Consider the following 24,938-nt stretch of genomic DNA (forward strand, 5'->3'; position numbering starts at 1 on the left):
CAGACGAGGGAGCGCGTCGGACGAGTGAGCTTGTGGCTCAGCCGACACGCTGTCGAACTACGAGGATCCGGGTGATCGAACGCACGACCCCATCTTGCCCCACCCGCCGGGCAAGTCAATCGCCGACACCCGCCGTCTTGTCATCCGGAAGGACGTTCGGGTGCCCTAGTGGTTGTCGGCTCCCGCGCCGTCCGACCCGTCCGACCGGGCACCGCCCGGACCCCGGAGGGTCCGAGCGGCGCCCGAGCAGAGTCGGCTCAGTAGTGGATCAGTAGTGGATCTGGGGGTGCCGCGGGTCGAAGGCCAGCGTGTGCCCCACGGACACGGCGAGGCGGTGCACCCGCTCCCGGGTCTCCGGGGCGGCGGTGCGGATCAGGGCGATCACCGGGACGACGAGGATCACGGCGAAGGCGAGGACGGCGACGAAGATGCTCACGAGGAGTCCTTCCGGTCAGCGACTGGGTCGGTCACAACCCCACTGTTGCGCCATCTGGTATGCACCAGACGATACCAGCAACCATGCCAGTGGTCCGTCTATTCCCCGCCGGTGACCGCGTGCCGCCTGAGCCGAAGCCGAGCCGAGGCCGCGGTCGAGGTCGTGATCGAGGGCGAGGTCAGTGGCGCCCGGCGTCGAGCCGTGCGTCGGCGGCGCGACCGACCGGAGCCTGGGTCGGCCGGAAGGTGGAGGCGATGGCGACGACCGGGACGACCAGCACGACGACGAAGGCCAGCACGGCGATCAGGGTGTCCACGAGAACTCCTCGGTGAGGGTGGGCGGATGGGTCGACGCCGCTGTCGTGGTCGGCGACCAGCCTACCGGCTCGCGCGCGACCGCCGGGACGACGAACGGCCCGGGCCGCAGGGCCCGGGCCGGTCGCGTCAGACCGTGCGGGACGACGTCAGGCGTCGCCGCCCGCGTTGCCGGAGGTGCCGGCGTTGACGTCGAGCAGGTCGTACTTGCGGACCGCCTCGGCAGCCGCCTCGGCCGGGAGCTTGCCCTCCTGCGCCAGCGCCTGGACCGCCTTGGCGGCGATCGAGTGGCTGTCGATGGTGAAGTAGCGCCGGGCCGCCGGGCGGGTGTCGGAGAAGCCGTGGTCGTCGGCCCCGAGCACGTGGTACGGGTTCGGGAACAGACCGCGGATCTGGTCCGGCACCCCGGTGGCGTAGTCGGAGCTGGCGATCACCGGTCCCTCGGCGCCGGCCAGCTTCTCGGCCAGGTAGCCGGTCCGCCGCTCCTCGTCCGGGTGCAGCCAGTTGTGCCGCTCGGCCGCCAGGGCGTCGCGCCGGAGCTCGACCCAGGAGGTCACCGACCAGACGTCGGCGCTGACCCCCCAGTCGTCGCGGAGCAGCTTCTGGGCCTCGAGCGCCCACGGGACCCCGACACCGGAGGCCATCAGCTGCACCTTGGGGCCGTCGCCGTCGTCGCCGGCGACCTTGTGGATGCCGCGGACGATGCCCTCGGTGTCGACGCCCTCGGGCTCGGCCGGCTGGACCATCGGCTCGTTGTAGACCGTCAGGTAGTACATGACGTCGCGCTGGTCGTCGGGGGTGTCGGGGCCGTACATCTGCTCGAGCCCGGCCCGGACGATGTGCGCGATCTCGTACCCGTAGGCCGGGTCGTAGATCTTCATCGCCGGGTTCGAGGAGGCGAGCAGCGGGCTGTGGCCGTCGGCGTGCTGCAGGCCCTCGCCGGTCAGCGTGGTGCGGCCGGCGGTGGCCCCGATCACGAACCCGCGGGCCATCTGGTCCATCGCCGCCCAGAGCCCGTCACCGGTGCGCTGGAAGCCGAACATCGAGTAGAAGACGTAGACCGGCAGCATCGGCTCGCCGTGCGTGGCGTAGCTGGTCGCCGCCGCGGTGAACGCCGCCACCGAGCCGGCCTCGTTGATCCCGGCGTGCAGGATCTGGCCCTGCTCGGACTCCTTGTAGCTGAGCAGCAGCGCCCGGTCGACCGAGGTGTAGTGCTGGCCGCGCGGGTTGTAGATCTTGGCGCTCGGGAAGAAGCTGTCCATCCCGAAGGTCCGGGCCTCGTCGGGGATGATCGGCACCACCTGGGCGCCGTAGTCCTTGTCCCGCATCAGGTCGCGGAGCAGCCGGACGAAGGCCATCGTGGTGGCCGCCTCCTGCTTGCCCGAGCCCTTGCGGATCCCCTCGAAGACCTTGTCGTCGGCGCGCAGCGTGGTCGAGGTGGCGTGCCGGCGCTCGGGGACGAACCCGCCGAGCTTGCGGCGCCGCTCGACCGCGTACTGCACCACGTCGGAGTCCGCCCCCGGGTGGTAGTACGGGACGCCGTAGGTGTCCTCGTCGATCTGGGCGTCGGTGACCGGGATGTTCATCAGGTCCCGGAACGCCTTGAGGTCGTCCTTGGTGAGCTTCTTCATCTGGTGGGTCGCGTTGCGCGCCTCGAAGTGCGCCCCGAGCCCGTAGCCCTTGACCGTCTTGGCCAGGATCACCGTCGGCCGGCCGGCCGCCATCCCCTGCCGGCTGGTGGCGGCGTGGTAGGCGGCGTAGACCTTGCGGTAGTCGTGGCCGCCGCGCTTGAGGCCCCAGATCTGCTCGTCGGTGTAGCTGTCGACCAGCGCCTTGGTCTCCGGGGTCTTGCCGAAGAAGTTCTCCCGGACGTAGGCCCCGGACTCGCCCTTGTAGGTCTGGAAGTCGCCGTCGGGGGTCTCGTTCATGATCCGCACCAGCTGACCCGAGCTGTCCTGGGCGAACAGGTCGTCCCACTCGCGGCCCCAGAGCACCTTGATGACGTTCCAGCCGGCGCCGCGGAAGAAGCCCTCGAGCTCCTGGACGATCTTGCCGTTGCCGCGGACCGGACCGTCGAGCCGCTGCAGGTTGCAGTTGATCACGAAGGTCAGGTTGTCCAGACCGTCGTTGGCCGCCAGCTGGAGCAGGCCGCGGGACTCGGGCTCGTCCATCTCGCCGTCACCGAGGAAGGCCCAGACGTGCTGGTCGGAGGTGTCCTTGATGCCGCGGTTGTGCAGGTAGCGGTTGAACTGCGCCTGGTAGATGGCGTTCATCGGACCGATGCCCATCGACACCGTCGGGAACTGCCAGAAGTCCGGCATCAGCCGCGGGTGCGGGTAGGAGCTCAGGCCGTGCGGAGCCTTCGACTTCTCCTGCCGGAAGCCGTCGAGGTCGGCCTCGCTCATCCGGCCCTCGAGGAAGGCGCGGGCGTACATGCCGGGCGAGGCGTGGCCCTGGAAGAAGACCTGGTCGCCGCCGCCCGGGTGGTCCGGGCCGCGGAAGAAGTGGTTGAGCCCGACCTCGTAGAGGGTGGCCGCGCCGGCGTAGGTGGAGATGTGCCCGCCGACCGCGATGTCCGGGCGCTGGGCGCGCTGGACCAGCACGGCCGCGTTCCAGCGCAGCAGCTTGCGGAACTGGCGCTCGAGCGCCTCGTCACCGGCGAAGTCCGGCTCGTCCTCGGGCGGGATCGTGTTGACGTAGTCGGTGGTCACCGGGGCGACCGAGGGCAGCCCGGACGCGGTGGCGCGGGCGGCGACCGCCCGGATGATCTCCTCGGCCCGCTGCGCGCCGCGGCTGGCGATCAGCGCATCGACCGACTCCAGCCACTCGGACAGCTCCTCCGGGTCCTGCCCCGCCCGGTCGGGCTCGGGCTGCTGCCCCGGGAGAACCGGCTTGGCTGAGCCGTTGGTGCGTGCGTCGGATACGGCGGTCACGGTGTCGACTGACTCCTCTGCTCGGCAGCCCGCTGGTCGGATCGCGATCAGTGCGGCTGGTCTTTCGCGGTGTCGCAGACCCGACAGTCCACCACGGAACCGGCGGCGTCCACCACAGGAACATTATTCCCGTCCGCATCGACGATGCGTCCGCCGGTGATCCGGTCCCCCTCGCGGAGCTGCCCGAGGGTGGTCAGGTCCTCGTAGCGGACGCTGCGGACGGGGGCCTTGGCGAACACCGACGGGTCGGACCGCGGCGTCCCGCCGAGGTGGTGGAAGACCAGGTTGAGCACGATGGCCATCAGGGCCGCCGAGCTGATCCCGGAGTGGAAGATGACCTGGAACCAGCCCGGGAAGCGGTCCCAGAAGTCGGGGCTGGCCACCGGGATCAGACCGACCCCGAGCGAGATGGCCACGATCACCAGGTTGAGGTTGCCCTCGTAGTCGACCTTGGCCAGCGTCCGGATGCCCGAGGCGGTGACGGTGCCGAAGAGCACCAGCCCGGCTCCGCCGAGCACCGGGTACGGGATCGCGGCGACCACCCGGCCGAGCACCGGCAGCAACCCCAGGACGAGCAGGATCAGCCCGCCCGCGGTGACCACGTACCGGCTCTTGACCCGGGTGATGGCGACCAGCCCGACGTTCTGGGCGAAGGCGGTCTGGTGGAAGCCGTTGAACAGCGGGGCGATCGCCGAGGACAGCATGTCGGCGCGCAGCCCGTTGCCGATCCGGCGCTTGTCGACGCGGGTGCCGACGATCTCGCCGACGGCCAGGATGTCGGCGGTGGTCTCGGTCATCGCCACCAGCACCACGATCAGCAGCGAGACCGTCGCGGCCAGCTCGAACCGCGGCATCCCGAAGGCCAGCGGGGTCGGGAAGGCCACCACCGGCCCGGTGCCGACGCCGGAGAAGTCGGCCCGGCCGAGCACCGCGGCGATCACCGTGCCCAGCACGATCGCAAGCAGGATCGAGAGTCGCGAGATCGCCGCGACCCCCACCTTGCTGAGCACGATGACGATCAGCAGGGTCAGCCCGGCCAGCCCGATGTTGCCGGTCGAGCCGTACCCGGGCGCCTTGCTGTCGTTGCCGAGCGCCCAGTTGGCGGCCACCGGGAACAGGCTCAGCCCGATCGAGGTGATCACCACCCCGGCGACCACCGGCGGGAAGAACTTGATCACCCGGGCGAAGAACGGGGTGAGCAGCAGCCCGATCACCGAGGAGAGCAGCACCGCACCGAACACCACCGGGAGACCGCTGCCGTCGCGGGCACCGCCGGCCGCGATGGTGGCCATGGTGGCCACCCCGGCGAACGAGGTGCCCTGGACCAGCGGCAGCTGCGAACCGAAGAACGGCAGCCCGAACGACTGGAGCACGGTGGCCAGCCCGCCGATGAACAGGCAGCAGGCGACCAGCAGGGCGATCCGGTCGCTGGGCAGCCCGGCCGCGCCGCCGACGATCAGCGGCGGGGCGATGATCCCCCCGTACATGGTCAGGACGTGCTGGGCGCCGTAGGCGAGGCTGCGGCCGAGCCCGAGGTACTCGTCCTCGGGTCGGCCCGAGCGGGCCGGGCGGCCGAACCGGCGCGGGGCGGTCGGGACTGCGGGCGGCGCAGAGGTCATGGCGTCGTTGCCTTCGGGTGTGCGGTGGCCGGCGTCCGGCCGGGTGGGTGTGCGGGAACGACCGCCGGCGGGCGCCGGCGGACCTGGCGGGGCTCTGACGCGCGGGGCCTCAGCAGAAGCCGGCGATGCCGACCCAGGCGGCCTCGGCGCTCGGTGCGCCCTTGCGGGCGATGGTGGCCTCGATCAGCCCGTAGGGCCGGTCGGCGGCGTGGTAGACGACGTTGGGGTTGTCCAGACCGCAGAAGCTGAGGTCGGAGAGGAAGTGGTGGTTGTTGGGGCAGGAGAACTTGATCTCGTCGATGGTCGGGTTGGCGGTGATGACGGACTCGGCCATCTGGAACAGGGTGTGCTGCAGCGCCTTGGAGTAGCCGGCCGCGAAGGTGGCGAGGATCGTCTCGCGGACCGCGGCGTAGGTGGCGTCGTAGTCGACCTCGGTGGTGTTGTAGCGCCACCGGGTGGCGAGATCGGTGGCCAGGATCCGGTCGGTCGTCTCGGCCAGCGTGGTGTAGCGGTCGCGGGGGTAGCCGACGAACCCGGACTCGGTCGACTTGAGCACGGTGAGCCCGTGGAAGCCGGCGATGACGGTCTCGGTGTCGCCGTCCTTGACCACCACCGCGGTGCGGGTCTCCGGACCCGCCTTGTAGAACGCGTGGTCGTGGTCGTTGATCCGGGCCCACAGGGTCTGCTCGGCCGCCCAGCGGCCGCCGGTGACCCAGCCGAAGCTCTCGGTGAAGTGCCGGCCGAGCCGGAGCAGGAACTGCTCGGGGGTGTCGATCCCCTCACGGGCGAAGGCGAAGACGGTGTTCTTCTGGGTGTCGGTGGCGACCACGTGGGCGTTGTCGCCCTCGGTGTGCGCCGCCTCGAAGTCGCCGCGCAGCTGCGAGGTGACCACCAGGTCCTCGATCCGGTGCCGGGCGCCGGCGCCGCGGTCGGCGTCCCGGGTGATCCGGACGACGTGGTTGCCCGCCTTGCCGTACTGGTTGGCGGTCAGCTCCACCTCGGCCGCCGCGGCGGGCCGGCCCGCGGTGCCGGAATCCGTGCGGTCGGTCACGGTGTCGGTCATGTCTGCTCCCTCGGGTGTGGCGGGTCGGGCGGGTCGGGCGGGTCGGGCGGGTCGGGCGGGTCGGGCGGCGGGTGGGTGGTCGGTCAGCTGCCGCGGTAGGTCGAGTAGGCGAACGGGCTGAGCAGCAGCGGGACGTGGTAGTGCGGGTCGGCTCCGACGGCGACCAGCACCCGGACCTCGGGGTAGAAGGTCGGGGTGCCGCGGTCGGCGAACCAGGCTCCGGTGCCGAAGGTGATCGCGTAGGCGCCCGGCTCGAGCGTCTCGGGGCCGAGCTCGCGGACCCGGCCGTCGGCGTCGGTGAGCGCGGTGGCGAGCGGCGCGTCGGACCCGGCGGCGTCGGCGCGGCGGAGCTCGACGGTCATCCCGGCGGCCGGCGCGCCGCCGACCGCGTCGAGGACGTGCGCGGTGATCAGGCTCATCGGGGGTCCGTTCGCTGGTCCGTTCGCTGGTCCGGGGCGGGCGGTCCGTCGTCGGGTCCGCCGCCGACGGCACCCTGCAGCCGCACCAGGGCGATCTGGCGGAGCTGCTCAGCGGTCTCGGCGGCCTCGGTCTCGTCGTCGTTGCCGAGCCGGCGGTCGAGCTCGGCGAGGATCTCCTCGCTGCTCCGGCCCGCGGCCCGGATCAGGAACACCCGGCCGAAGCGCCGCTCGTAGGCGGCGTTGCCCTCCCGCAATCGTCGCGGCACGTCGCCGCCGGTGTCCAGACCCGCCTGCTCCCCACGCGACAGGCCGGCCTCGGCGCTCTCCCCCGCGGCCCGCTCGCCGATCCGCGGGTGGTGGGCCAGCGCGCTCTCGACCTCGGCCGCGCTCAACGGGTCGGCGGCCGCGGCGGCCGTGGCGGTCAGGGCGTCGGTGTCGGCGTACGGGCGACCGGCGACGACCTCGGCGATCCAGCGGTCGACGTCGAGGCAGGGCCGGAGCACGGAGGCGGCCCGGTCGGGGGCCGCCGCGTTGAAGTCTGCGAGAGTGACCATCAGGAGCTACCTCACTGATTCCGTATCGCGGAAGTGATCTTCCGCATGACGACATCTTGGAGTGGTTCCAGTCTTCTGTCAAGGACCGGACGCCGGGCGGACGGTCGCGAGCGAGGGAGCAGCGATGGCGGAGCGACCACAGTCCCAGGTCGTGGTGGTCACCGGGGGCGGCAGCGGGATCGGACGCGCCGCGGCGCGGGCCCTGCTGGCCCGAGGGCACCGGGTGGCGGTCACCGGACGACGCCCGGAGCCGCTGACCGAGACCCTCGAGGGCGACGGGGTCGCGGCCGGTGGCGCCGGACTCACGGTGCCGATGGACGTCAGCGACCCCGCCTCGGTGGAGGCCGGCTTCGCCGCCGTCGAGGCCCGGTTCGGCCGGGTGGACGCGCTGTTCAACAACGCCGGGATCGGCGCCTCCGGCGCGGTCGACGAGGTCGACCACGACGCGTGGCAGCAGGTGGTGGCGATCAACCTGACCGGCTCCATGCTCTGCGCGGCGGCCGCGGTCCGGATCATGAAGCGGCAGGACCCGCAGGGCGGCCGGATCATCAACAACGGGTCGATCTCGGCGCACGCGCCGCGACCGGCCAGCGTGGCCTACACGGCGACCAAGCACGCGATCACCGGGCTGACCAAGTCGATCGAGCTCGACGGCCGGCCGTTCTCGGTGCGCGGCGGTCAGATCGACATCGGCAACGCGGCCACCCAGATGATGAGCGGCATCGGCGACGACGTCGGGGCGCTGCAGCCCAACGGGTCCCGGATGGTCGAGCCGACCTTCGACGTCGCGCAGGTGGCCGAGGCGGTCTGCTGGATGGTCGAGCTGCCGCTGTCCACCAGCGTCAACTCGCTCGTCATCACGGCAGCCGGGATGCCCTTCGTCGGTCGCGGCTGAGCCGGAGCAGGGTGGCCAGGTCGAGCCGGATCTTGGCCAGGGTGCGGACCAGCGGCTCCTCGCGCCACTCGTCGGGCAGGTCGTCGAACCGCACCGCGCGGTGCCGGGCGACCAGCAGCCCGAGCGCGGTGCCGAGCACCCAGAAGGCCAGCCCGGTGACGGCCATGGTGATCGCCCGGGCCCCGTGGGCGTGGATGTGCAGCACGGTGTTGTCGTCGATCAGCCGCGGCAGGTCGCTCACCGGACTGACCAGGGCGTAGAGCGCGTAGGGCAGCCCGAGCGCGACGCCCCAGCGCAGCGTCCGCCAGCGGTCGCGCCGGTTGATCCAGCGTTGCCGCAACGGCAGCGCCGCCACCGGCATGGCCACCGAGACGAGGTTGCCGATCCCCAGCCAGGTGAGGATCGGGAACAGCACCCCCAGCCCGGTGAACAGCACCGCGACCGCGTGGTGGCTGTCGACCAGCGCGATCCCACCGGTGAGCAGCAGCGTGGGCAGCCCGACGATGATCAGCAGCGTCAGGTTCTTGACCAGCAGGATGCGGCGCAGCGGGATGCCGTGACGGAGCCGGGCCGTCACCCGGACCGCGTCCGCGCCGAGCACGTTGGTGGTGGTGACGTCGGCCAGCACCCAGACCGCGAAGTAGCTGCCGACGATGACCGCCCAGGCCCGCCGGTCGCCGTGGTGCAGCGGGTCGACGAACAGCCACAGCGCGCCGAGCACGAGGTTGATCACCACCCCGGCCAGCCAGTTCCACGGGGGCCGGAAGGCCCAGCGGAGGTCGGCCCACACCTGCCGGTGCAGCCGGCGCTCGGCCGGGTCGCCGACCAGCGGTGCGCGGGCCGGGAGCTGCGGGTCGACCGGCAGCCCCGGGTCGCCCGGACCGAGCTCCACCGGCGTCCCGAGAACGGGGGTCAGACCCGTCCCCAGCTCACCGGCCGCGCTCGTCACGACGCCAGTCTGCCACCGCGCCGGAGCGGTTCCCGGGCTCGTCCGGGAGGGTCGTCCGGAGGGCTCAGCCGAACGGTCGGCCGAGCGGCATGTGCCGGTTGACGTCCTTGTAGAGCAGATAGCGGAACCGGCCCGGGCCAGCGGCGTAGCAGGCCTGCGGGCAGAACGCCCGCAGCCACAGGAAGTCGCCCTCCTGCACCTCGACCCAGTCGTCGTTGAGCCGGTAGACCGCCCGGCCCTCGAGGATGTAGAGCCCGTGCTCCATCACGTGGGTCTCGGCGAACGGGATCAGCCCACCGGGCTCGAAGCTGACGATGTTGACGTGCATGTCGTGCCGCAGGTCGTCGGGGTCGACGAACCGGGTGGTCGACCAGCGCTCGCCCCACTCGGGCATCCGGCCCGGGGTGATCGCCGACTCCTCGGTGATCACCGGATCGGGCGCGTCCAGACCGTCGACGCGCTGATAGTTCTTCCGGATCCAGTGGAACCGGGCGGTCGCGCCGCCGCGATTGTGCAGCGTCCAGTCCGCCGCCGGCGGCAGATAGGCGTAGCCGCCGGTGGGCAGCGGGTGGCTCGTCCCGTCCAGCGTCAGCTCGAGCGTGCCGTCGACCACGAACAGCACCGTCTCGGCGTCGGGGTCGGTCTCCGGCCGGTCGCTCCCGCCGCCGGCGGCCACCTCGACCAGGTACTGCGAGAACGTCTCGGCGAACCCGGTCTGCGGCCGGGCCAGCACCCAGAGCCGGGTGCCGGTCCAGAACGGCAGCAAGCTGGTGACGATGTCGCGCAGGCACCCGCGCGGGATCACCGCGTAGGAGGTGGTGACCACCGCCCGGTCGGTGACCAGGTCGTTCCAGCCCGGCATGCCACCGGTCGGGGTGTAGTAGGCCCCGTGCTCGGTGGTCCGGCCGGGCGCCGCGCCGTGCGGGTAGGCGTGCGGGTGGGCGTGCGGGCGGTCCGGACGGTCGGTGCTCACCGGTGGTCCTCCTGGTCGGTCGGGTCGGCGCCGGCGGCGCCCGGGGTCGCCCGGCCCGTCGGGGGAAGGTCGACGTTCTCGGTGTCCGAGCGGGGCCGGGCCAGCGCACCGAGCGCGTCCGGGCCCAGCCCGGTCGCGGCGGTCAGCTGCTCGGCGTCGGTGGCTCCGCACTGGTACCCGCGGTACAGGTAGCGGGCCAGCGCCCGGGCGGTGGCCGGCTCGTCGAGCACGCCGCCGCCGGTCCGCCCGACGTAGGCGGCCAGTCGGGCCGCGGCGGCGTCGAAGTCCTCGGTCCAGAACGCGATATTGGCCGCGTACCGGGTCGGCAGCTGGGCCGGGTGCAGGTCCCAGCCCTGGTAGAAGCCGCGCTCGAGCGAGCGCCGGACCAGTCGGTGGTGCAGACGCCAGGCCGCCAGCACCTGGTCGCGCGAACCGACCGGGAGCACGTTGGTCGAGCCGTCGGAGAGCTGGACGCCGGTGCCCGCCGCGACCAGCTGCATGACCTGCTTGGCGTGGTCGGCGGCCGGGTGCTCCATCGACTGGTGGGCGGCGGCGATCTGCAGCGAGGCGCTGTAGTCGTAGGTGCCGTAGTGCAGGCCGGTGACCCGGCCGCCGCCGGCGTGCAGGGCCGGTGCGAGCGGGCAGCTGCCGTCGGCGGCCAGGATGAGCTGCGGGGTCTCGACCTGGATCTCGAAGCCGAGCCGGCCCGGAGGCAGCCCGGCCGTCTGCTCGAACGCCGCGCAGACGTCGACCATCACGGCCACCTGGTCGACGGTGCTGACCTTGGGCAGCGTGAGCCGGAGCCCGTCGGGCAGCGGACCGTGCTCGAGCAGGGTGCCGAGGAAGAGGTCGAGCGTCCGGATCCCCCGGTGCCGGGTCGGGGCCTCGAAGCACTTGAACCGGATCCCGACGAACGGCGGCGCGGTGCCGTCGTTCACGGTCCGGGCCAGGGCGGTGGCCGCGGCGACCACCTCGGCGTCCTCGTCCGGGCGCGGGCCGTAACCGTCCTCGAAGTCGATCCGCAGGTCCTCGATCGGTTCGCGGGCCAGCTTGGCGTCGATCCGGGACGCCACCGCGGCGGAGCGCTCCCCCAGCCCGAGCGCCGCGGTCATCGCCTCGGCACCGCCGAACCGGGCGACGGCGTCGCGGGCCTGCTCCCCCCACGCCGCGACGGTGCCGGCGTCGAACCGGTGGCCCGGGACGTAGACCGTGTGCACCGGCTGCCGGCTGCCGTCCTCGCCCGGGTAGGCGGTGGCGAGCAGCGCGTCGGTGCCGGCCAGCCGGGCGTCGGCCGCGGCGAGCACGGCCGGGTCGAGTACGGCCGCGTCGGGCTGCGGGCGTCCCGGACGCGGTGCGGTCGGCGTGGGGGTCGGGGTCATCCGGTGGCGCTCACTTGATCAGCTCGTAGGCGGGCAGGGTGAGGAAGTCGACGAAGTCCTCGCCGAGACACAGGTCGGCCAGCAGCTTCTTCGCCGGGACGTAGTACTTCTCCCAGGTGTCGGCCGGGACGCTCTGCTGGAGTTTGCCGGCCTCCTCGTCGAGCAGCCGCTGGACGAGCTTGCGGCTGACCGTCTCGCCGGTGTCGGCGAGGATCACCTTGTTGTGGATCTCCTGCCACACCTGCGACCGGCTGATCTCGGCGGTGGCGGCGTCCTCCATCAGGTTGTGGATGGCCACCGCCCCGTTCCCGGACAGCCAGGTGGCGATGTAGACCAGCGCGACCTCGAGGTTGTTGCGCAGCCCCTGCTCGGTGTTGGCGCCCTGGGCCGAGGAGATGTCGAGCAGCTCGAAGGGGTCGACCCGGACGTCCTCGCGGAGCCGGTCGAGCTGGTTGGGCTTGTCGCCGAGCGTCTCGGTGAACACCTCGGCGCAGAGCTCGACCATGTCGGGGTGGGCGACCCAAGAGCCGTCGAAGCCGTCTGCGGCCTCGCGGGACTTGTCGGAGCGCACCTTCTCGAAGGCGGCGGCGTTGACCGCCTCGTCCTTGCGGCTGGGGATGAACGCGGCCATCCCGCCCATCGCGAACGCACCGCGCTTGTGGCAGGTGCGGACCAACAGCTCGGTGTAGGCCCGCATGAACGGCGCGGTCATGGTGATGTCGGCGCGGTCGACCAGCACGAACCGGCTGCCCGCGTCGCGGAAGTACTTGATGATGCTGAACAGGTAGTCCCAGCGACCGGCGTTCAGCCCCGAGGCGTGCTCGCGGAGCTCGTAGAGGATCTCCTCCATCTCGAAGGCGGCCGGGATGGTCTCGATCAGCACCGTGGCCCGGACCGTGCCGTGCTCGATCCCCAGCTCGGCCTCGGCGAAGGTGAAGACGTCGTTCCACAGCCGCGCCTCGAGGTGGCTCTCCATCTTGGGCAGGTAGTAGTACGGCCCGTGCCCGTTCTCGATCAGCGTGCGGGCCAGGTGGAAGAAGTGCAGCCCGAAGTCGGTCAGCGCCCCCACGGTCGGCTTGCCGTCGACGCGGACGTGGTCCTCGGGCAGGTGCCAGCCGCGCGGCCGCATCACCACCACGGCGAGCGGGGCGTCGGTGCGCAGCGCGTAGGACTTGCCCTGCGCGTTGGTGAAGGCGAGCGTGCCGCGGGCGGCGTCGCGCAGGTTGAGGATCGAGTCGATCACGTTCGACCAGCGCGGGTGCCCGGCGTCCTCCAGGTCGGCCAGCCAGACCTTGGCGCCCGAGTTCAGCGCGTTGATCGCCATGTTGGCCGGTGAGGCGGGGCCGGTCATCTCGACCCGGCGGTCCTGCAGCGCGGGCGGGGCGGGCGCGACCTGCCAGTCGCCGTTGCGCACGTCGACGGTGTGCGGCAGCAGCTCGAGCCGGCCCGACCGGGACGCCTCCAGCCGGTTGCCCCTGCGGGCGGCGACCAGGTCGTCGCGGCGCGCCCCGAAGGTGCGGTGCAGCTTCTCCAGGAAGGCCAGCGCCTCGTCGGTGAGGATCTCCTCGGCACGGTCGATCGGGTGCGGGTCGGTGACCTCGATGCTCATTCTCGCCTCATTCGTCGGTCGCGGGTCGGGTGCGGGGACGCCGGCGGTCGGCCGACGCCCGCGTCAGGGGCCCAGCCAACCACTGACTCACACCCCGACGGGGACCGGCTGCTCGACCCGGTGCGGTGTCGCGTCCGGCTCGCCCCCGGTCGGCACCGGCCGTCCCTCCCCCGCCACCCGCGCCACCGCGGCGGCGACCGCCGGGGCGACCCGGGCGTCGAACACGCTGGGGACGATGTAGCTGGCGTTGAGCTCGTCGGGCCCGACACAGTCGGCGATCGCCTCGGCGGCGGCGACCAGCATCGGTGTGGTGATGTCGCGCGCGGCGGCGTCGAGCAGGCCGCGGAACAGTCCGGGGAAGGCCAGCACGTTGTTGATCTGGTTGGGGAAGTCGCTGCGCCCGGTGGCCACCACCGCGGCGTGCTCGGCCGCCTCGGCCGGCGCGATCTCGGGGTCCGGGTTGGCCAGCGCCAGCACGATCGCTCCGTCGGCCATGGTCGCCACGTCGGCTCCGGTGAGCAGGTCGGGACCGGAGACGCCGATGAACACGTCCGCACCGGCGAGCGCCTGCACCAGCGTGCCGTCGAACCCGTCGGGGTTGGTGTGGTCGGCGATCCAGCGGCGGTGGGCGTCGGTGTAGGAGCCACCGCGGTGGACGGCTCCGCTGCGGGCGCAGGCGACGATCCGGGTCGCCCCCTGGGCGCGGAGCAGCTGGACGATCGCGTGCCCGGCCGCGCCGACCCCGGAGACGACGATCCGGGCCCGGTCGATGGTCTTGCCGACCAGCCGGAGCGCGTTGACCAGGGCGGCCAGTACGACGATCGCGGTCCCGTGCTGGTCGTCATGGAAGACCGGGATGTCGAGCTCGGCGCGCAGCCGGGCCTCGATCTCGAAGCACCGCGGGGCAGCGATGTCCTCGAGATTGACGCCGCCGTAGACCGGAGCGAGGGCGTTGACGATCGCGATGATCTGTTCGGTGTCGGTGGTGTCCAGGCAGACCGGCCACGCGTCGACGTCGGCGAACTGCTTGAACAGGGCCGCCTTGCCCTCCATCACCGGGAGTGCGGCGGCCGGACCGATGTCACCCAGTCCGAGCACCGCGGTGCCGTCGGTGACCACCGCGACGGTGTTGCGCTTGATGGTCAGCCGGCGCGCGTCCTCCGGGTGCGCGGCGATGGCCCGGCAGACCCGGGCGACGCCCGGGGTGTAGGCGCGGGACAGGTCGTCACGGTTGCGGAGCCGCACCTTGGGCTCGACGGCCAGCTTGCCGCCCAGGTGCAGCAGGAACGTCCGGTCGCTGACCTTGCGGACCGCGACCCCGGGCAGCGTCTCGAGCGCCGCCGCGACCGTGGTGGCGTGGTCCTCGCCGCTGGTGTCGCAGGTCAGGTCGACGACCAGGGCGTCGGGCCGGGACTCGACGATGTCGAGCGCGGTCACCGAGCCGCCGGCGGCGGCGACGCACCGGGCCAGCTCGGAGGTGACGGTGGGGCTGGCGGGGGCGTCGATCCGCAGCGTGATCGCGTAGCCCGGGCTCGGAGTCGGCATGAGGTCCTCTCGTTTTCCGTATCGCGGACGTTAGCTTCTGCGAAGCGGAATGACAAGCAGGTCGGTCAGCCGGCTGGCGGCGCGTCCAGCACGTCCGGCCCGGCCACCGCGATCCGCCCGTCGGCCCGGGCGCGGAGCTCCGGGTCGTCGGTCACCAGCACGTCGGCCTGGAGGACGGCGACGGCGAGGTACTCGGCCGCGGTGACGTCGTCCCAGTCGGCCTCGCGGGCGATCCGCCACGCGGTCGCCCGGGACACCCGGTCGCCGAGCAGCCGGATCCGGAAGCCGGCCAGCCGGTCGACCAGGGCGCGGCCGGCCGGCTCGTCCAGCCGGCCGGACCGGACGTCGGCCCAGACCCGGGCCAGCACCTGGGAGCGCAGCACCGCCGGTCCGACCAGCGGGTGGCGCCGGTCGGCGTCGGAGGCCCGGCGGACCAGGTCGAGGGCGACGGCGGCGTCGATCGCGTAGCGGGTCACGGCCCGATGGTGGCAGCAAGCACCGACACCGGACGTCCGGCGACGGCGCGGTTCAGGCGGCGGAGGCGAGCCGGCCGCGCTCGACCGCCTCGGGCAGCGCGGCGAGCAGGGCGGCGACGTCCGCCTCGGTGCTCGGGTGCCCGAGCGAGAACCGGAGGGCCGAACGCGCCTGCCGCGGGTCGCGGCCCATGGCCAGCAGGACGTGGCTGGGCTGGGCCAGTCCTGCGCTGCAGGCCGAACCGGTCGAGCAGTCGATCCCGGCCCGGTCGAGCAGCATCAGCACCGCGTCGGCGTCGGCGCCGGCGAACTCGAGGTTGGCGATCCCGGGCAGCCGCTCCCCGCCGCCGTTCAGCCGGGAGCCGGGGACCGCGGCGAGGACCCCGGCGACCAGCCGGTCGCGGAGGGCGGCGCGGCGGGGCTGCTCGGTGGCCAGCGCCGCGACGGCGGCGTCGACCGCGGCCGCGAACCCGGCGATCCCGGCCACGTCGAGGGTCCCGGAGCGCAGCTCGCGCTCCTGTCCCCCGCCGAACTGGATCGGGTCGACCGCGGCGTCGCGGCGGAGCAGCAGGGCGCCGGTGCCGACCGGACCGCCGAGCTTGTGCCCGGTCAGGCTGACCGCGTCGAGCCCGGAGTCGGCGAACGAGAACGGCCGCTGACCGACCAGCTGGACGGCGTCGCTGTGCAGCAGCGCCGGGCTCCGGCGTCCGGCCGCGACCACGGCGTCGAGGTCGGTGCACACTCCGGTCTCGTTGTTCGCGGCCATCACCGAGACCACGCCGAGCCGGTCGGCGTACCGGTCGACCAGCGCGGCGAGCGCCTCGGGATCGGGCCGGCCCTCGGCGTCGACGCCGACCACCTCGACGGTGGCGCCCGCGGTCCCCAGCCGGTGCACGGTGTCGAGCACCGCGTGGTGCTCGGTGGCGGCGCAGACCACGACGTCGCGGCCCCGGCGCCGTGCCGCGGCGAAGCCGCCCAGGACGGCGAGGTTGTCCGACTCGGTGCCCCCGGAGGTGAAGACCACCTCGGTGGGATGGGCACCGACCGCGGCGGCGATCTGCTCCCGGCACTCCTCGACGCGCTTGCGGGCGGCGCGGCCGGAGCCGTGCAGCGAGGAGGGGTTGCCGGTGCGGGACAGCTCGACGGCGACCGCCTCGATCGCGACCGGCCGCATCGGCGTGCTGGCCGCGTGGTCGAGATAGGTCCGGGTCACCGGATCAGGCTAGACCCGCCGCACCGACGGGCGGGCGGTTCGCTCCGTCGGTGCGGGGCTCAGCCCTTCCGCTTGGCGACCTCGTCGGCGACGGCGGGCAGCACGGTGTGCAGGTCGCCCACCACGCCGAGGTCGGCCAGCGCGAAGATCGGCGCCTCCGGGTCCTTGTTGACGGCGACGATCGCCTTCGAGGTCTGCATGCCGGCGCGGTGCTGGATCGCCCCGGAGATCCCGGCCGCCACGTAGAGCTGCGGGGAGACCGTCTTGCCGGTCTGGCCGACCTGGTAGCTGTGCGGGTACCACCCCGAGTCGACGGCGGCCCGCGAGGCGCCGACCGCCCCGCCGAGCGCGTCGGCCAGGGCCTCGACCTCGGAGAAGTCACCGCCGGTGCCGCGGCCACCGGAGACCACCACGGCGGCCTCGGTCAGCTCGGGCCGACCGCTCGACCGCTTCGGTTCGGTGGCGGTGATCCGGGCGCCCTTCGAAGTGTCGGCGACGGTGACCTCGAGCGGCTCGACCTGCGGGCTGGCCGGTGCCGGCTCGGGCGCGACGGCGTTCGGCTTCACGGTGATGATCGGCGTGCCGTGGGTGACCGTGGCGGTGACCGACCAGTTGCCGGCGAACACCGACTGGGTGGTCTCCGGGCCGTCCTCGCCGGCGCGGACGTCGACGGCGTCGGTGATCAGCCCGGACTCGGTGCGGACCGCGAGCCGGGCGGCGATCTCCTTGCCCTCGAGACCGGAGCTGACCAGCACCGCGGCCGGCTGCCGGTGGGCCACGACCTGGGCCAGCGCGTCGACCTTCGGGCCGACCAGGTAGTCCTCGAAGTCCGGTCCGGAGGCGCTCAGCACCGCGGTCGCGCCGTACTCGCCGAGGGTCGGCGCCAGCGCCGCGGCCCGGTCCGGGTCGGCGAACAGGACCGCCACCGGCTCACCGAGTCGCCGGGCCAGCGTCAGCAGCTCGAGACTCGGCTTGGCCACGCCGTCACCGGCCTGCTCGACCAGCACCACCACCTGCGCCATCGTTCGTTCTCCCTCTCGTCCTGCTCTGGACCTGCTGCGACCTGTCCGCGACCCGCTGCGACCGGTCAGACGTACTTGCCGGCGCTGAGGAACTCGACCAGCGCGCTCGCGCCGGAGCCGTCCTCGTCGGTGACCTGACGGCCCGCTTCGCGCGGCGGACGCGGGGCGGTCTGCCGGACCGCCGTCCAGGCGGCACCGGCGCCGACCGTGGCCGGCTCGACGCCGAGGTCGGCCAGGTCCCAGGTCTCGACCGGCTTCTTCTTGGCCGCCAGGATCCCCTTCATCGAGGGGTAACGCGCCTCGCCCGACTGGTCGGTGACGCTCACCACGGCGGGCAGCGCGGCCTCGACGGTCTGGCTGGCGACGTCGCCGTCGCGGCGGATCGTCACCGTGCTGCCGTCGGTCGCCACGGTGGCCCCGAACGTCGCGGCCGGCCAGCCGAGCCGCTCGGCCAGCATCGCCGGCACCACGCCCATCGACCCGTCGGTGGAGGCCATCCCGCACATCACCAGGTCGGGCTCGAGCTTGCGGACCGCGGCGGCGAGGACCGCGCTGGTGGCCGGGGCGTCGGAGCCGTGCAGGGCGTCGTCGAGGACGTGGACCCCGGAGTGCGCGCCCATCTGCAGCGCGCGCTTGATCGCGTCCGCGGCGTCGTCGGGACCCACGGTCACCGCGACCACCTCGACGTCGTCGCCGGCGTCGCCGTCCTCGGCGATCCGCAGCGCCTGCTCGAGGGCGTACTCGTCGAGCTCGGAGAGCAGCCCGTCGGTGCCCTCGCGGTCGACGGTCGCGTCGTCGGCAAAGCCCCGGTCGCCGGTCGCGTCCGGGACGTACTTCACCAGTACGGCGATCTTCATCTGGCTGCCTCCTCGCGGTCGGTGCCGATATTACTCACGGGTAACAAGAGACCTCAAACCGTCAGCGGCCGGTGAACCGGGGCTCGGTCTTGGCCACGAACGCGGCCGTCCCGGCCCGCGCGTCCTCGGTGCCGAACAGGGCGGCGAACTGGCGCTGCTCGAGGTCGAGGCCGACCTCGAGCGGCAGCCCCAGCCCGGTGTCGACGCAGGCCTTGGCCGCCCGCAGCGCGAGCGCGGGACCGCCGACGAACCGCGCCGCCCAGGCGCGTGCGCGCTCGGCGACCTCGGCGGCCGGCACCACCTGGTCGACCAGCCCGAGGGCCAGCGCCTCGGCCGCGTCGACGAACCGCCCGGTGAAGATCAGCTCTTTGGCCCGGGCCGGGCCGACCAGCCGGGCCAGCCGCTGGGTGCCGCCGGCGCCCGGGATCAGCCCGAGCTTGATCTCGGGCTGGCCGAACACCGCGTCGTCGGCGGCGATTCGGGCGTCCGCGCAGAGCGCGAGCTCGCAGCCGCCGCCCAGCGCGTACCCGTTGACCGCCGCGACCACCGGCTTGCCGATCCTCGCCACCGCGGCGAAGTCGGCCTGCAGCCGGGCCGACCGGGTGGCCATCGCGGCGTGGTCGAGGCCGGCCATCTCCTTGATGTCCGCACCGGCGGCGAACACCTGCGGCCCGCCGGTGATCACCACCGCGGCGACGTCGTCGCGGGCGTCGCAGGCGCGGGCCGCCTCGCCGAGCCGGTGCTGGATGTCCGCGTCGAGGGCGTTCATCCTGGGCTTGTCGACCCGGATCGTGGCCACGCCGTCGGCCACCTCGAGCCGGACGACCTCGTCGCCCCCGGAGCCGGATGTCTGCGTCATGGGCGGCACCCTAGGACGCCGCGGTGACGACGCCGCCGCAGGGACGCGGCGGAGCCGGGTCGACCGGCCGTCCGGTCGCGCGCTCCCGGTGTCGGGCACGCGCCGGTCCGGTTACGGGCACAATGGGCGCGCTGGTGCACAACCTGGAGGTGCCCCGCGGCGGCCGGACGGCCGCGGAGCCTGCAGGACAACGGGAAGTTGACACATGACGCACGTGGATCTGCCCACGCCCACCGACGTGACCCTGCTCGGGGCGCACGTCCGGGACGGCGGGACCTCCTTCGGCCTCTGGGCGCCGCGCGCGACCCGGGTCGAGCTGGCGCTGGTGGACGAGGACCGCACCCAGCACAACTTCGACATGACGATGGACGCCGAGGGCGTCTGGACCACCCACGTCCCCGGCGTCGGGGCCGAGCAGCGCTACGGCTACCGGGTGCACGGCGAGTGGGCCCCCGAGGACGGTCGCCGGTTCAACCCGGCCAAGCTGCTGGTGGACCCCTACGCGCGGGCGATCACCGGCGGTGTCGACTACAGCGGCCCGATCCTCGACCACACCCCGGAGTCGGACTACCTGCCCGACCCGACCGACAGCTTCGCCGCGGTGCCGCTGAGCGTGGTGGTCGAGGAGACGCCGCCGCCGGCGCCGGTCGCGCGGCGGGTCCCGCTGGCCGAGTCGGTGATCTACGAGCTGCATGTCAAGGGCTACACCCAGCTGCACCCGGCGGTGCCCGAGCACCTGCGCGGCACGTACGCCGGGCTCGCCTACCCGGCGGTGATCGACCACCTCAAGGCCACCGGGGTGACCGCGGTCGAGCTGCTGCCGGTGCACCACTTCGTCTCCGAGCCGTTCCTGATCGGCCGCGGGCTGAGCAACTACTGGGGCTACAACAGCCTCGGGTTCTTCGCCCCGCACGCCGCGTACTGCTCGGTGGGCACGATGGGTCAGCAGGTCCGCGAGTTCAAGGAGATGGTCTCGGCGCTGCACGCCGCCGGGATCGAGGTGATCCTCGACGTGGTCTACAACCACACCGGGGAAGGCGGCCACGAGGGCCCGACGCTGTCGTTCCGGGGCATCGACCACGCCGGCTACTACCGGCTGACCCATGATCAACGCAACGACTACGACGTCACCGGGTGCGGCAACTCGGTCGACACCTCCAACCCGGGCGTACTGCGGATGATCTTGGACTCGCTGCGGTTCTGGGTCACCGAGATGGGCGTCGACGGCTTCCGCTTCGACCTGGTCACCACGCTGCTGCGGGACAGCGAGCACCACGTCCGTCAAGATCATCCGTTCAAGGCCGCGATCGCCGACGACCCGGTGCTGGCGGACGTGAAGATGATCGCCGAGCCGTGGGACGTCGGCCCGTACGGCTATCAGGTCGGGGCCTTCGGCCCACGCTGGACGGAGTGGAACGACCGGTTCCGCGGGTTCGTCCGGGACTTCTGGCGCGGCAACATCGGCGGGGTCTCCGAGCTCGCGGTCCGGCTGGCCGGCTCGACCGACGTCTTCGACCACAGCGACCGCCCGGCCACCTCGAGCATCAACTTCGTCACCGCGCACGACGGCTTCACGCTGCGCGACCTGGTCACCTACGACGTCAAGCACAACAGCGCCAACGGGGAGTCTAACCGCGACGGCAGCGACGACAACCGCTCCTGGAACTGCGGCTACGAGGGCGAGACCGACGACCCCGCGATCAACGCGCTGCGGCACCGGCAGACCAAGAACATGATGGCCACGATGCTGCTGTCGACCGGCGTGCCGATGATCCTGGCCGGCGACGAGATCGGCCGCACCCAGGGCGGCAACAACAACGCCTACTGCCAGGACTCGCCGATCTCGTGGGTGCACTGGGACACCCAGCAGACCTGGGAGGACCTGCACCGGCTGACCACCACGCTGACCGCGCTGCGGGCCCAGCACCCGGTGTTCGCCCGCACCACCTTCCGGCACGGCGAGGACGTCAGGCCGCGGCGAGGGCGGAAGAAGACCGGACGCAAGAACATCGCCTGGTTCAGCGGCTATCCGCACGACCGGTCCGGTGAGATGACCGACGCGGAGTGGAACGACCCCGGCCGCCGGACGCTCGGGATGTACCTGGCCGACGACCGGCCGGAGCGCGAGGCCGACGACGCCTACCTGGTGTGGATCCACGCCGGTGTCGACCCGGTGACGGTCGAGCTGCCGGGCGGGGCCTGGGCCAGCGGCTACTCGATGATCTGCCACACCGGCGCGGACGGCGAGATCGAGGGTGACCGCTTCGCGGCCGACGGGATGCTGACCATCCCGGGCCGGACCGTGGTGGTGCTGCAGGCCGACTGAGAGGCGCGACCGGGCCGCTCGTCGCTCAGCCGAGAGCGGCCAGCGCCTCGCCGATCGGGGTGTCGCCGCTGACCGCCTCGACCTGGACGCCGACGGCCAGACCGTCGGTCAGGCAGGCGGCGACCAGCGCGGCGACGTCGGCCCGCGGGATCGTGCCCCGGCCGGTCCGCTCGGCCAACCGGACGCGACCGGTCCCGGGGTCGTCGGTCAGCCCGCCGGGGCGGAGCACGGTCCAGTCGAGCTCGCTGGCCCGGACGGCCTCGTCGGCCTCGGCCTTGGCGCGCAGGTAGACCTGGAACACCTCGCCGGTCTCGACGTCGGCGGCGTCGCGGTCGTAGTCGTCGGCGGCGAGTGCGGAGATCATCACGTAGCGCCGGACCCCGGCGGTCTCCGCCGCCCGAGCCAGCAGCACCGCCCCGTCGCGGTCGACGGTCAGCTTGCGCGCCGCTCCGCTGTTCGGGCCGCCGCCCGCGGCGAACACGACCGCGTCGGCGCCGTCGAGGGCCAGCCCGATCTCGTCCACCGAGCTCTGCTCGAGATCGAGGACGACCGGCTCGGCGCCGGCGACCCGGACGTCGTCGGCCTGCTCGGGGTTGCGGATCAGCCCGACCGGCTGGTGCCCCGCGTCGGCCAGGCGGCGCGACAGCAGCAGGGCGATCTGGCCGTGACCTCCGGCGATGACGATGCGCATGCAGTCAGTCTCCCCCACCCCGGACAGCACAACGGGTGAGACCGGGCCGGGAACACCCGGCCCGATCTCACCCGCTGGTGTCTGATCAGACGGTTCTGATCAGACGGTGACGCTCAGGCGCTCGGCGGCTGCGGCAGGTCCGACGGCAGCGCCGCCAGGCCCATCTCGGCCACGCTGGCCAGGTCGGGGTGGCTCGGCACCACCCGGACGGTGTAGCCGATCGACCCGGTCCGGTCGGCGGCGACGACGCCCTCGTAGCGACGCAGCCCGCTGCCGTCCACGTCCTCGCCGGAGGGGAACGGGTAGCTGTGCGTCTCGTGCAGGTTGTCCTCGGCGTCCACCCGGCCCGCAACCAGCTGGACCTCGATGTCGTCGGGGCTGAGCGAGCCGAGCCGCACCAGCGCGCTGACCTGGATGTCGGTCCCGACCTCGACCGCGTCACCGGTGAGGCTCTCGACGTGGTCGACGGCCACCTGCGGCCAGGCCGCCCGGACCCGGGCCTTCCAGGCCGCCAGCTCCTTGGCGCTGTCGGGCCGGTCGCTGACCAGCTGCGACGACGCCGCCGCGGGCGCGTAGAGGTTGGTCACGTAGTCGCGGACCATCCGCGAGGCCAGCACCTTCGGGCCGAGGCCGGCCACGGTGTCGGCCATCATCTGGATCCAGCGCTGCGGCAGGCCGTTCGCGTCGACGTCGTAGAACCGCTCGACGATCTCGTCCTCGATGATGTCGTAGAGCGCGCGGGCCTCGATGTCGTCGCGCTGCTCGGGGTCCTCGATCCCCTCGGCCGACGGGATGGCCCAGCCGAACGCCGGCTCGTACCACTCGTCCCACCAGCCGTCGCGGATGCTGAGGTTGGCCGCACCGTTGAGCGCCGCCTTCATCCCCGAGGTCCCGCACGCCTCGTAGGGGCGCAGCGGGTTGTTCATCCAGACGTCGCAGCCCGGGTAGAGCGGACGCGCCATGCCGATGTCGTAGTCGGGCAGGAAGACGATCCGGTGCCGGACGTCCTCGGCGTCGGCGAACTGCACCATCTGCTGGATCAGCGCCTTGCCACCCTCGTCGGCCGGGTGGCTCTTGCCGGCGATCACGATCTGGATCGGCCGGTCCGGGTCGGTGAGCAGCTTCTTGAGCCGCGCCGGGTCGCGGAGCATCAGCGTCAGCCGCTTGTAGCTCGGCACCCGCCGGGCGAAGCCGAAGGTGATCACGTCCGGGCTCAGCACGCCGCCCACCCAGTCCGCGGAGATCCCCCGGTTGTGGCAGCTCTCGGTCAGCCGGGCCCGGGTCATGGCGATCAGGTCGGTCCGCATCCGCCGCTTGAGCGCCCAGATGGTGGCCGGGTCGACCCGCTTGAGGCCGGCCCAGTCGTAGCCGTCGATCACCGTGTCGGTGTTCCCGCGCGGGCTCTCGAGCAGCTCGAGCAGCTCGGGGTGCACCCAGGTCTGGTGGTGCACGCCGTTGGTGATCGAGGTGATCGGCACCTCGCCGGTGTCGAAGCTCTTCCACAGACCGTGGAACATCTCCCGGCTGACCTCGCCGTGCAGCTGCGAGACGCCGTTGGCGCGCTGACCGAGCCGGAAGCCCATCACCGCCATGTTGAACTTCTCCGGGTCGCCGCCCTCGTAGTCCTCCGCACCGAGCTGGAGGACACGGTCGATCGGCAGCGCGCCGAAGCCGTTGAAGTGGTCGAACACCAGGTGCTTGTCGAACCGGTCGATGCCGGCCGGCACCGGCGTGTGGGTGGTGAACACCGTCCCGGCGCGGGTGTGCTCAAGCGCGGTGTCGAAGTCCGCGCCGTCCTCCATGTACTCGCGGATCCGTTCCAGACCGAGGAAACCGGCGTGGCCCTCGTTCATGTGGAACACCTCGGGCTCGGGGTGACCGGTGATCCGGCAGTACTCACGGATGGCCCTGACGCCGCCGACGCCGAGCAGCAGCTCCTGCGCCAGTCGGTGGTCGACACCCCCGCCGTACAGCCGGTCGGTGACCTCGCGCTCGGCGCCCTGGTTCTGCTCGACGTCGGAGTCGAGCAGCAGCAGCGGCACCCGGCCGACCTGGGCCAGCCAGACCTGCGCGTGCAGCGTCCGGCCGGCCAGCGGGACCTCGATCCGCACCGGCACCGCGCCCTCGTCGGTGTCCTCGTGCAGCAGGCTCAGCGGCAGGCTGTTCGGGTCGATCAGCGGATAGCGCTCCTGCTGCCAGCCGGCGCCGTTGAGCGACTGCTTGAAGTAGCCCTGCCGGTAGAGCAGCCCGACGCCGATGATCGGAACGCCGAGGTCGCTGGCGGACTTGAGGTGATCACCGGCGAGGATGCCCAGACCACCCGAGTACTGCGGCAGCACCGCGGTGATGCCGAACTCGGAGGAGAAGTAGCCGATCCCCTTCGGCGCCGACGCGTTCCCGCTCGCGTACTCCTGGTACCACTGGTCCGCGCTCATGTAGTCGGCCAGGTCGGCGTTGATCAGCTGGAGGTTCTTGACGAACTTGCGGTCCTTGGCCAACCGCTGCAGCCGGTCGGCCGAGACCTCGCTCAGCAGCCGGATCGGGTCGCCGCCGCTGGAGGCCCAGAGATCGGGGTCGACCCCGTTGAACAGCTCCTGCGTCTCCGGGTGCCAGCACCAGCGCAGGTTCAGGGCGAGGTCGGCCAGAGGGGCCAGGGCGTCCGGGAGCACGGGACGCACGGTGAATCGTCGGATGGCGCGCACCGGCATACCGTAACGGCAGCGGGAGCACCCGAGGCTCGTGCGAGGAAATGCCGCCCCGGCCGGTCCACCCTTCGGACAGTCCCGCTCACCCGGCCCCGCAGAGCTCG

At 72.7% G+C, this 24,938-nt stretch carries 21 protein-coding genes; 2 read left to right on the top strand and 19 right to left on the bottom strand.

Annotated elements, in window-relative coordinates:
- Positions 1 to 268: 268 nt before the first annotated feature.
- The 7 genes from FHX74_RS15465 to uraD all read right to left on the bottom strand — a co-directional run bounded on the left by FHX74_RS15465 (position 269) and on the right by uraD (position 7,338).
- Positions 269 to 436, bottom strand: a complete 168-nt coding sequence (locus FHX74_RS15465) for a hypothetical protein (protein ID WP_182561098.1) — start codon at positions 434 to 436, stop codon at positions 269 to 271.
- 178 nt (positions 437 to 614) lie between these two features.
- The gene (locus FHX74_RS15470) at positions 615 to 752 is read right to left on the bottom strand and encodes a hypothetical protein (protein WP_182561099.1); all 138 of its coding nucleotides are present in this window, start codon (positions 750 to 752) and stop codon (positions 615 to 617) included.
- Between the two features lie 147 nt (positions 753 to 899).
- Positions 900 to 3,584 carry a pyruvate dehydrogenase (acetyl-transferring), homodimeric type gene (aceE, locus tag FHX74_RS15475; RefSeq protein ID WP_407941494.1) on the bottom strand — a complete coding sequence of 895 codons (2,685 nt, stop codon included), beginning with the start codon at positions 3,582 to 3,584 and terminating at the stop codon, positions 900 to 902.
- Between the two features lie 146 nt (positions 3,585 to 3,730).
- On the bottom strand, positions 3,731 to 5,302 hold the full coding sequence (locus FHX74_RS15480; protein WP_182561101.1) for a nucleobase:cation symporter-2 family protein: 1,572 nt from the start codon (positions 5,300 to 5,302) through the stop codon (positions 3,731 to 3,733).
- A 109-nt stretch (positions 5,303 to 5,411) separates the two neighbouring features.
- Entirely contained in the window at positions 5,412 to 6,365 is a 954-nt protein-coding gene (gene pucL / locus FHX74_RS15485) for a factor-independent urate hydroxylase (protein ID WP_182561102.1), read from the bottom strand.
- An 83-nt stretch (positions 6,366 to 6,448) separates the two neighbouring features.
- Positions 6,449 to 6,784, bottom strand: a complete 336-nt coding sequence (uraH, locus tag FHX74_RS15490; RefSeq protein ID WP_182561103.1) for a hydroxyisourate hydrolase — start codon at positions 6,782 to 6,784, stop codon at positions 6,449 to 6,451.
- Positions 6,781 to 7,338, bottom strand: a complete 558-nt coding sequence (gene uraD, locus FHX74_RS15495) for a 2-oxo-4-hydroxy-4-carboxy-5-ureidoimidazoline decarboxylase (protein ID WP_182561104.1) — start codon at positions 7,336 to 7,338, stop codon at positions 6,781 to 6,783. Before uraD ends, uraH begins: the two co-directional genes overlap by 4 nt.
- A 124-nt stretch (positions 7,339 to 7,462) precedes the next feature.
- Here uraD and FHX74_RS15500 point away from each other — a divergent pair, with 124 nt between their 5' ends.
- Entirely contained in the window at positions 7,463 to 8,233 is a 771-nt protein-coding gene (locus FHX74_RS15500) for an SDR family oxidoreductase (RefSeq protein ID WP_182561105.1), read from the top strand.
- Here the strand turns inward: FHX74_RS15500 and FHX74_RS15505 are convergent.
- From FHX74_RS15505 to FHX74_RS15550, 10 genes are all read right to left on the bottom strand, one after another.
- The gene (locus FHX74_RS15505; protein WP_182561106.1) at positions 8,196 to 9,182 is read right to left on the bottom strand and encodes a hypothetical protein; all 987 of its coding nucleotides are present in this window, start codon (positions 9,180 to 9,182) and stop codon (positions 8,196 to 8,198) included. The two genes, FHX74_RS15500 and FHX74_RS15505, sit on opposite strands and share 38 nt — an antisense overlap.
- 64 nt (positions 9,183 to 9,246) lie before the next feature.
- Positions 9,247 to 10,155, bottom strand: a complete 909-nt coding sequence (locus tag FHX74_RS15510; protein ID WP_328823854.1) for a bifunctional allantoicase/(S)-ureidoglycine aminohydrolase — start codon at positions 10,153 to 10,155, stop codon at positions 9,247 to 9,249.
- A complete protein-coding gene (locus FHX74_RS15515; RefSeq protein ID WP_220484055.1) occupies positions 10,152 to 11,534 on the bottom strand; it encodes a DUF6986 family protein in 1,383 nt (460 codons plus the stop codon). Before FHX74_RS15515 ends, FHX74_RS15510 begins: the two co-directional genes overlap by 4 nt.
- Before the next feature lie 10 nt (positions 11,535 to 11,544).
- Entirely contained in the window at positions 11,545 to 13,143 is a 1,599-nt protein-coding gene (aceB, locus tag FHX74_RS15520; RefSeq protein WP_182561107.1) for a malate synthase A, read from the bottom strand.
- An 87-nt stretch (positions 13,144 to 13,230) separates the two neighbouring features.
- On the bottom strand, positions 13,231 to 14,688 hold the full coding sequence (locus FHX74_RS15525; protein ID WP_182561108.1) for an NAD-dependent malic enzyme: 1,458 nt from the start codon (positions 14,686 to 14,688) through the stop codon (positions 13,231 to 13,233).
- 65 nt (positions 14,689 to 14,753) lie between these two features.
- Positions 14,754 to 15,164: a PIN domain-containing protein gene (locus FHX74_RS15530; RefSeq protein ID WP_182561109.1), complete on the bottom strand. Its 411-nt coding sequence runs from the start codon at positions 15,162 to 15,164 to the stop codon at positions 14,754 to 14,756.
- A gap of 52 nt (positions 15,165 to 15,216) precedes the next feature.
- Complete coding sequence (locus FHX74_RS15535; RefSeq protein ID WP_182561110.1) at positions 15,217 to 16,374, bottom strand: cysteine desulfurase family protein; 1,158 nt, start codon at positions 16,372 to 16,374, stop codon at positions 15,217 to 15,219.
- A gap of 59 nt (positions 16,375 to 16,433) precedes the next feature.
- A complete protein-coding gene (locus FHX74_RS15540) occupies positions 16,434 to 17,396 on the bottom strand; it encodes an electron transfer flavoprotein subunit alpha/FixB family protein (protein WP_182561111.1) in 963 nt (320 codons plus the stop codon).
- A gap of 65 nt (positions 17,397 to 17,461) precedes the next feature.
- Positions 17,462 to 18,253 carry an electron transfer flavoprotein subunit beta/FixA family protein gene (locus FHX74_RS15545; protein WP_182561112.1) on the bottom strand — a complete coding sequence of 264 codons (792 nt, stop codon included), beginning with the start codon at positions 18,251 to 18,253 and terminating at the stop codon, positions 17,462 to 17,464.
- Positions 18,254 to 18,314: 61 nt separating this feature from the next.
- Complete coding sequence (locus FHX74_RS15550) at positions 18,315 to 19,112, bottom strand: enoyl-CoA hydratase/isomerase family protein (protein WP_182561113.1); 798 nt, start codon at positions 19,110 to 19,112, stop codon at positions 18,315 to 18,317.
- 205 nt (positions 19,113 to 19,317) lie between these two features.
- On the opposite strand from FHX74_RS15550, the gene glgX reads away from it, so the two are divergent.
- Complete coding sequence (gene glgX, locus FHX74_RS15555; protein ID WP_182561114.1) at positions 19,318 to 21,438, top strand: glycogen debranching protein GlgX; 2,121 nt, start codon at positions 19,318 to 19,320, stop codon at positions 21,436 to 21,438.
- 25 nt (positions 21,439 to 21,463) lie between these two features.
- Here glgX and FHX74_RS15560 read toward each other — a convergent pair whose 3' ends face one another.
- Positions 21,464 to 22,129 (bottom strand): SDR family oxidoreductase, encoded by a 666-nt coding sequence (locus tag FHX74_RS15560; protein ID WP_182561115.1) that lies wholly within the window; start codon positions 22,127 to 22,129, stop codon positions 21,464 to 21,466.
- Positions 22,130 to 22,242: 113 nt separating this feature from the next.
- On the bottom strand, positions 22,243 to 24,807 hold the full coding sequence (gene glgP, locus FHX74_RS15565; RefSeq protein WP_328823855.1) for an alpha-glucan family phosphorylase: 2,565 nt from the start codon (positions 24,805 to 24,807) through the stop codon (positions 22,243 to 22,245).
- Positions 24,808 to 24,938: the final 131 nt, after the last annotated feature.

This window comes from Microlunatus kandeliicorticis (assembly GCF_014137855.1).
GTDB classification, from domain to species: Bacteria; Actinomycetota; Actinomycetes; order Propionibacteriales; family Propionibacteriaceae; genus Microlunatus; species Microlunatus kandeliicorticis.

What these genes read in the sequence shown, in the direction of transcription:
- FHX74_RS15480 (WP_182561101.1), bottom strand. Translation starts at nt 5,302, where the DNA reads ATGACCTCTGCGCCGCCCGCAGTCCCGACCGCCCCGCGCCGGTTCGGC.
- pucL (WP_182561102.1), bottom strand. Translation starts at nt 6,365, where the DNA reads ATGACCGACACCGTGACCGACCGCACGGATTCCGGCACCGCGGGCCGG.
- uraH (WP_182561103.1), bottom strand. Translation starts at nt 6,784, where the DNA reads ATGAGCCTGATCACCGCGCACGTCCTCGACGCGGTCGGCGGCGCGCCG.
- uraD (WP_182561104.1), bottom strand. Translation starts at nt 7,338, where the DNA reads ATGGTCACTCTCGCAGACTTCAACGCGGCGGCCCCCGACCGGGCCGCC.
- FHX74_RS15500 (WP_182561105.1), top strand. Translation starts at nt 7,463, where the DNA reads ATGGCGGAGCGACCACAGTCCCAGGTCGTGGTGGTCACCGGGGGCGGC.
- FHX74_RS15515 (WP_220484055.1), bottom strand. Translation starts at nt 11,534, where the DNA reads ATGACCCCGACCCCCACGCCGACCGCACCGCGTCCGGGACGCCCGCAG.
- aceB (WP_182561107.1), bottom strand. Translation starts at nt 13,143, where the DNA reads ATGAGCATCGAGGTCACCGACCCGCACCCGATCGACCGTGCCGAGGAG.
- FHX74_RS15525 (WP_182561108.1), bottom strand. Translation starts at nt 14,688, where the DNA reads ATGCCGACTCCGAGCCCGGGCTACGCGATCACGCTGCGGATCGACGCC.
- FHX74_RS15540 (WP_182561111.1), bottom strand. Translation starts at nt 17,396, where the DNA reads ATGGCGCAGGTGGTGGTGCTGGTCGAGCAGGCCGGTGACGGCGTGGCC.
- FHX74_RS15545 (WP_182561112.1), bottom strand. Translation starts at nt 18,253, where the DNA reads ATGAAGATCGCCGTACTGGTGAAGTACGTCCCGGACGCGACCGGCGAC.
- FHX74_RS15550 (WP_182561113.1), bottom strand. Translation starts at nt 19,112, where the DNA reads ATGACGCAGACATCCGGCTCCGGGGGCGACGAGGTCGTCCGGCTCGAG.
- glgX (WP_182561114.1), top strand. Translation starts at nt 19,318, where the DNA reads ATGACGCACGTGGATCTGCCCACGCCCACCGACGTGACCCTGCTCGGG.
- FHX74_RS15560 (WP_182561115.1), bottom strand. Translation starts at nt 22,129, where the DNA reads ATGCGCATCGTCATCGCCGGAGGTCACGGCCAGATCGCCCTGCTGCTG.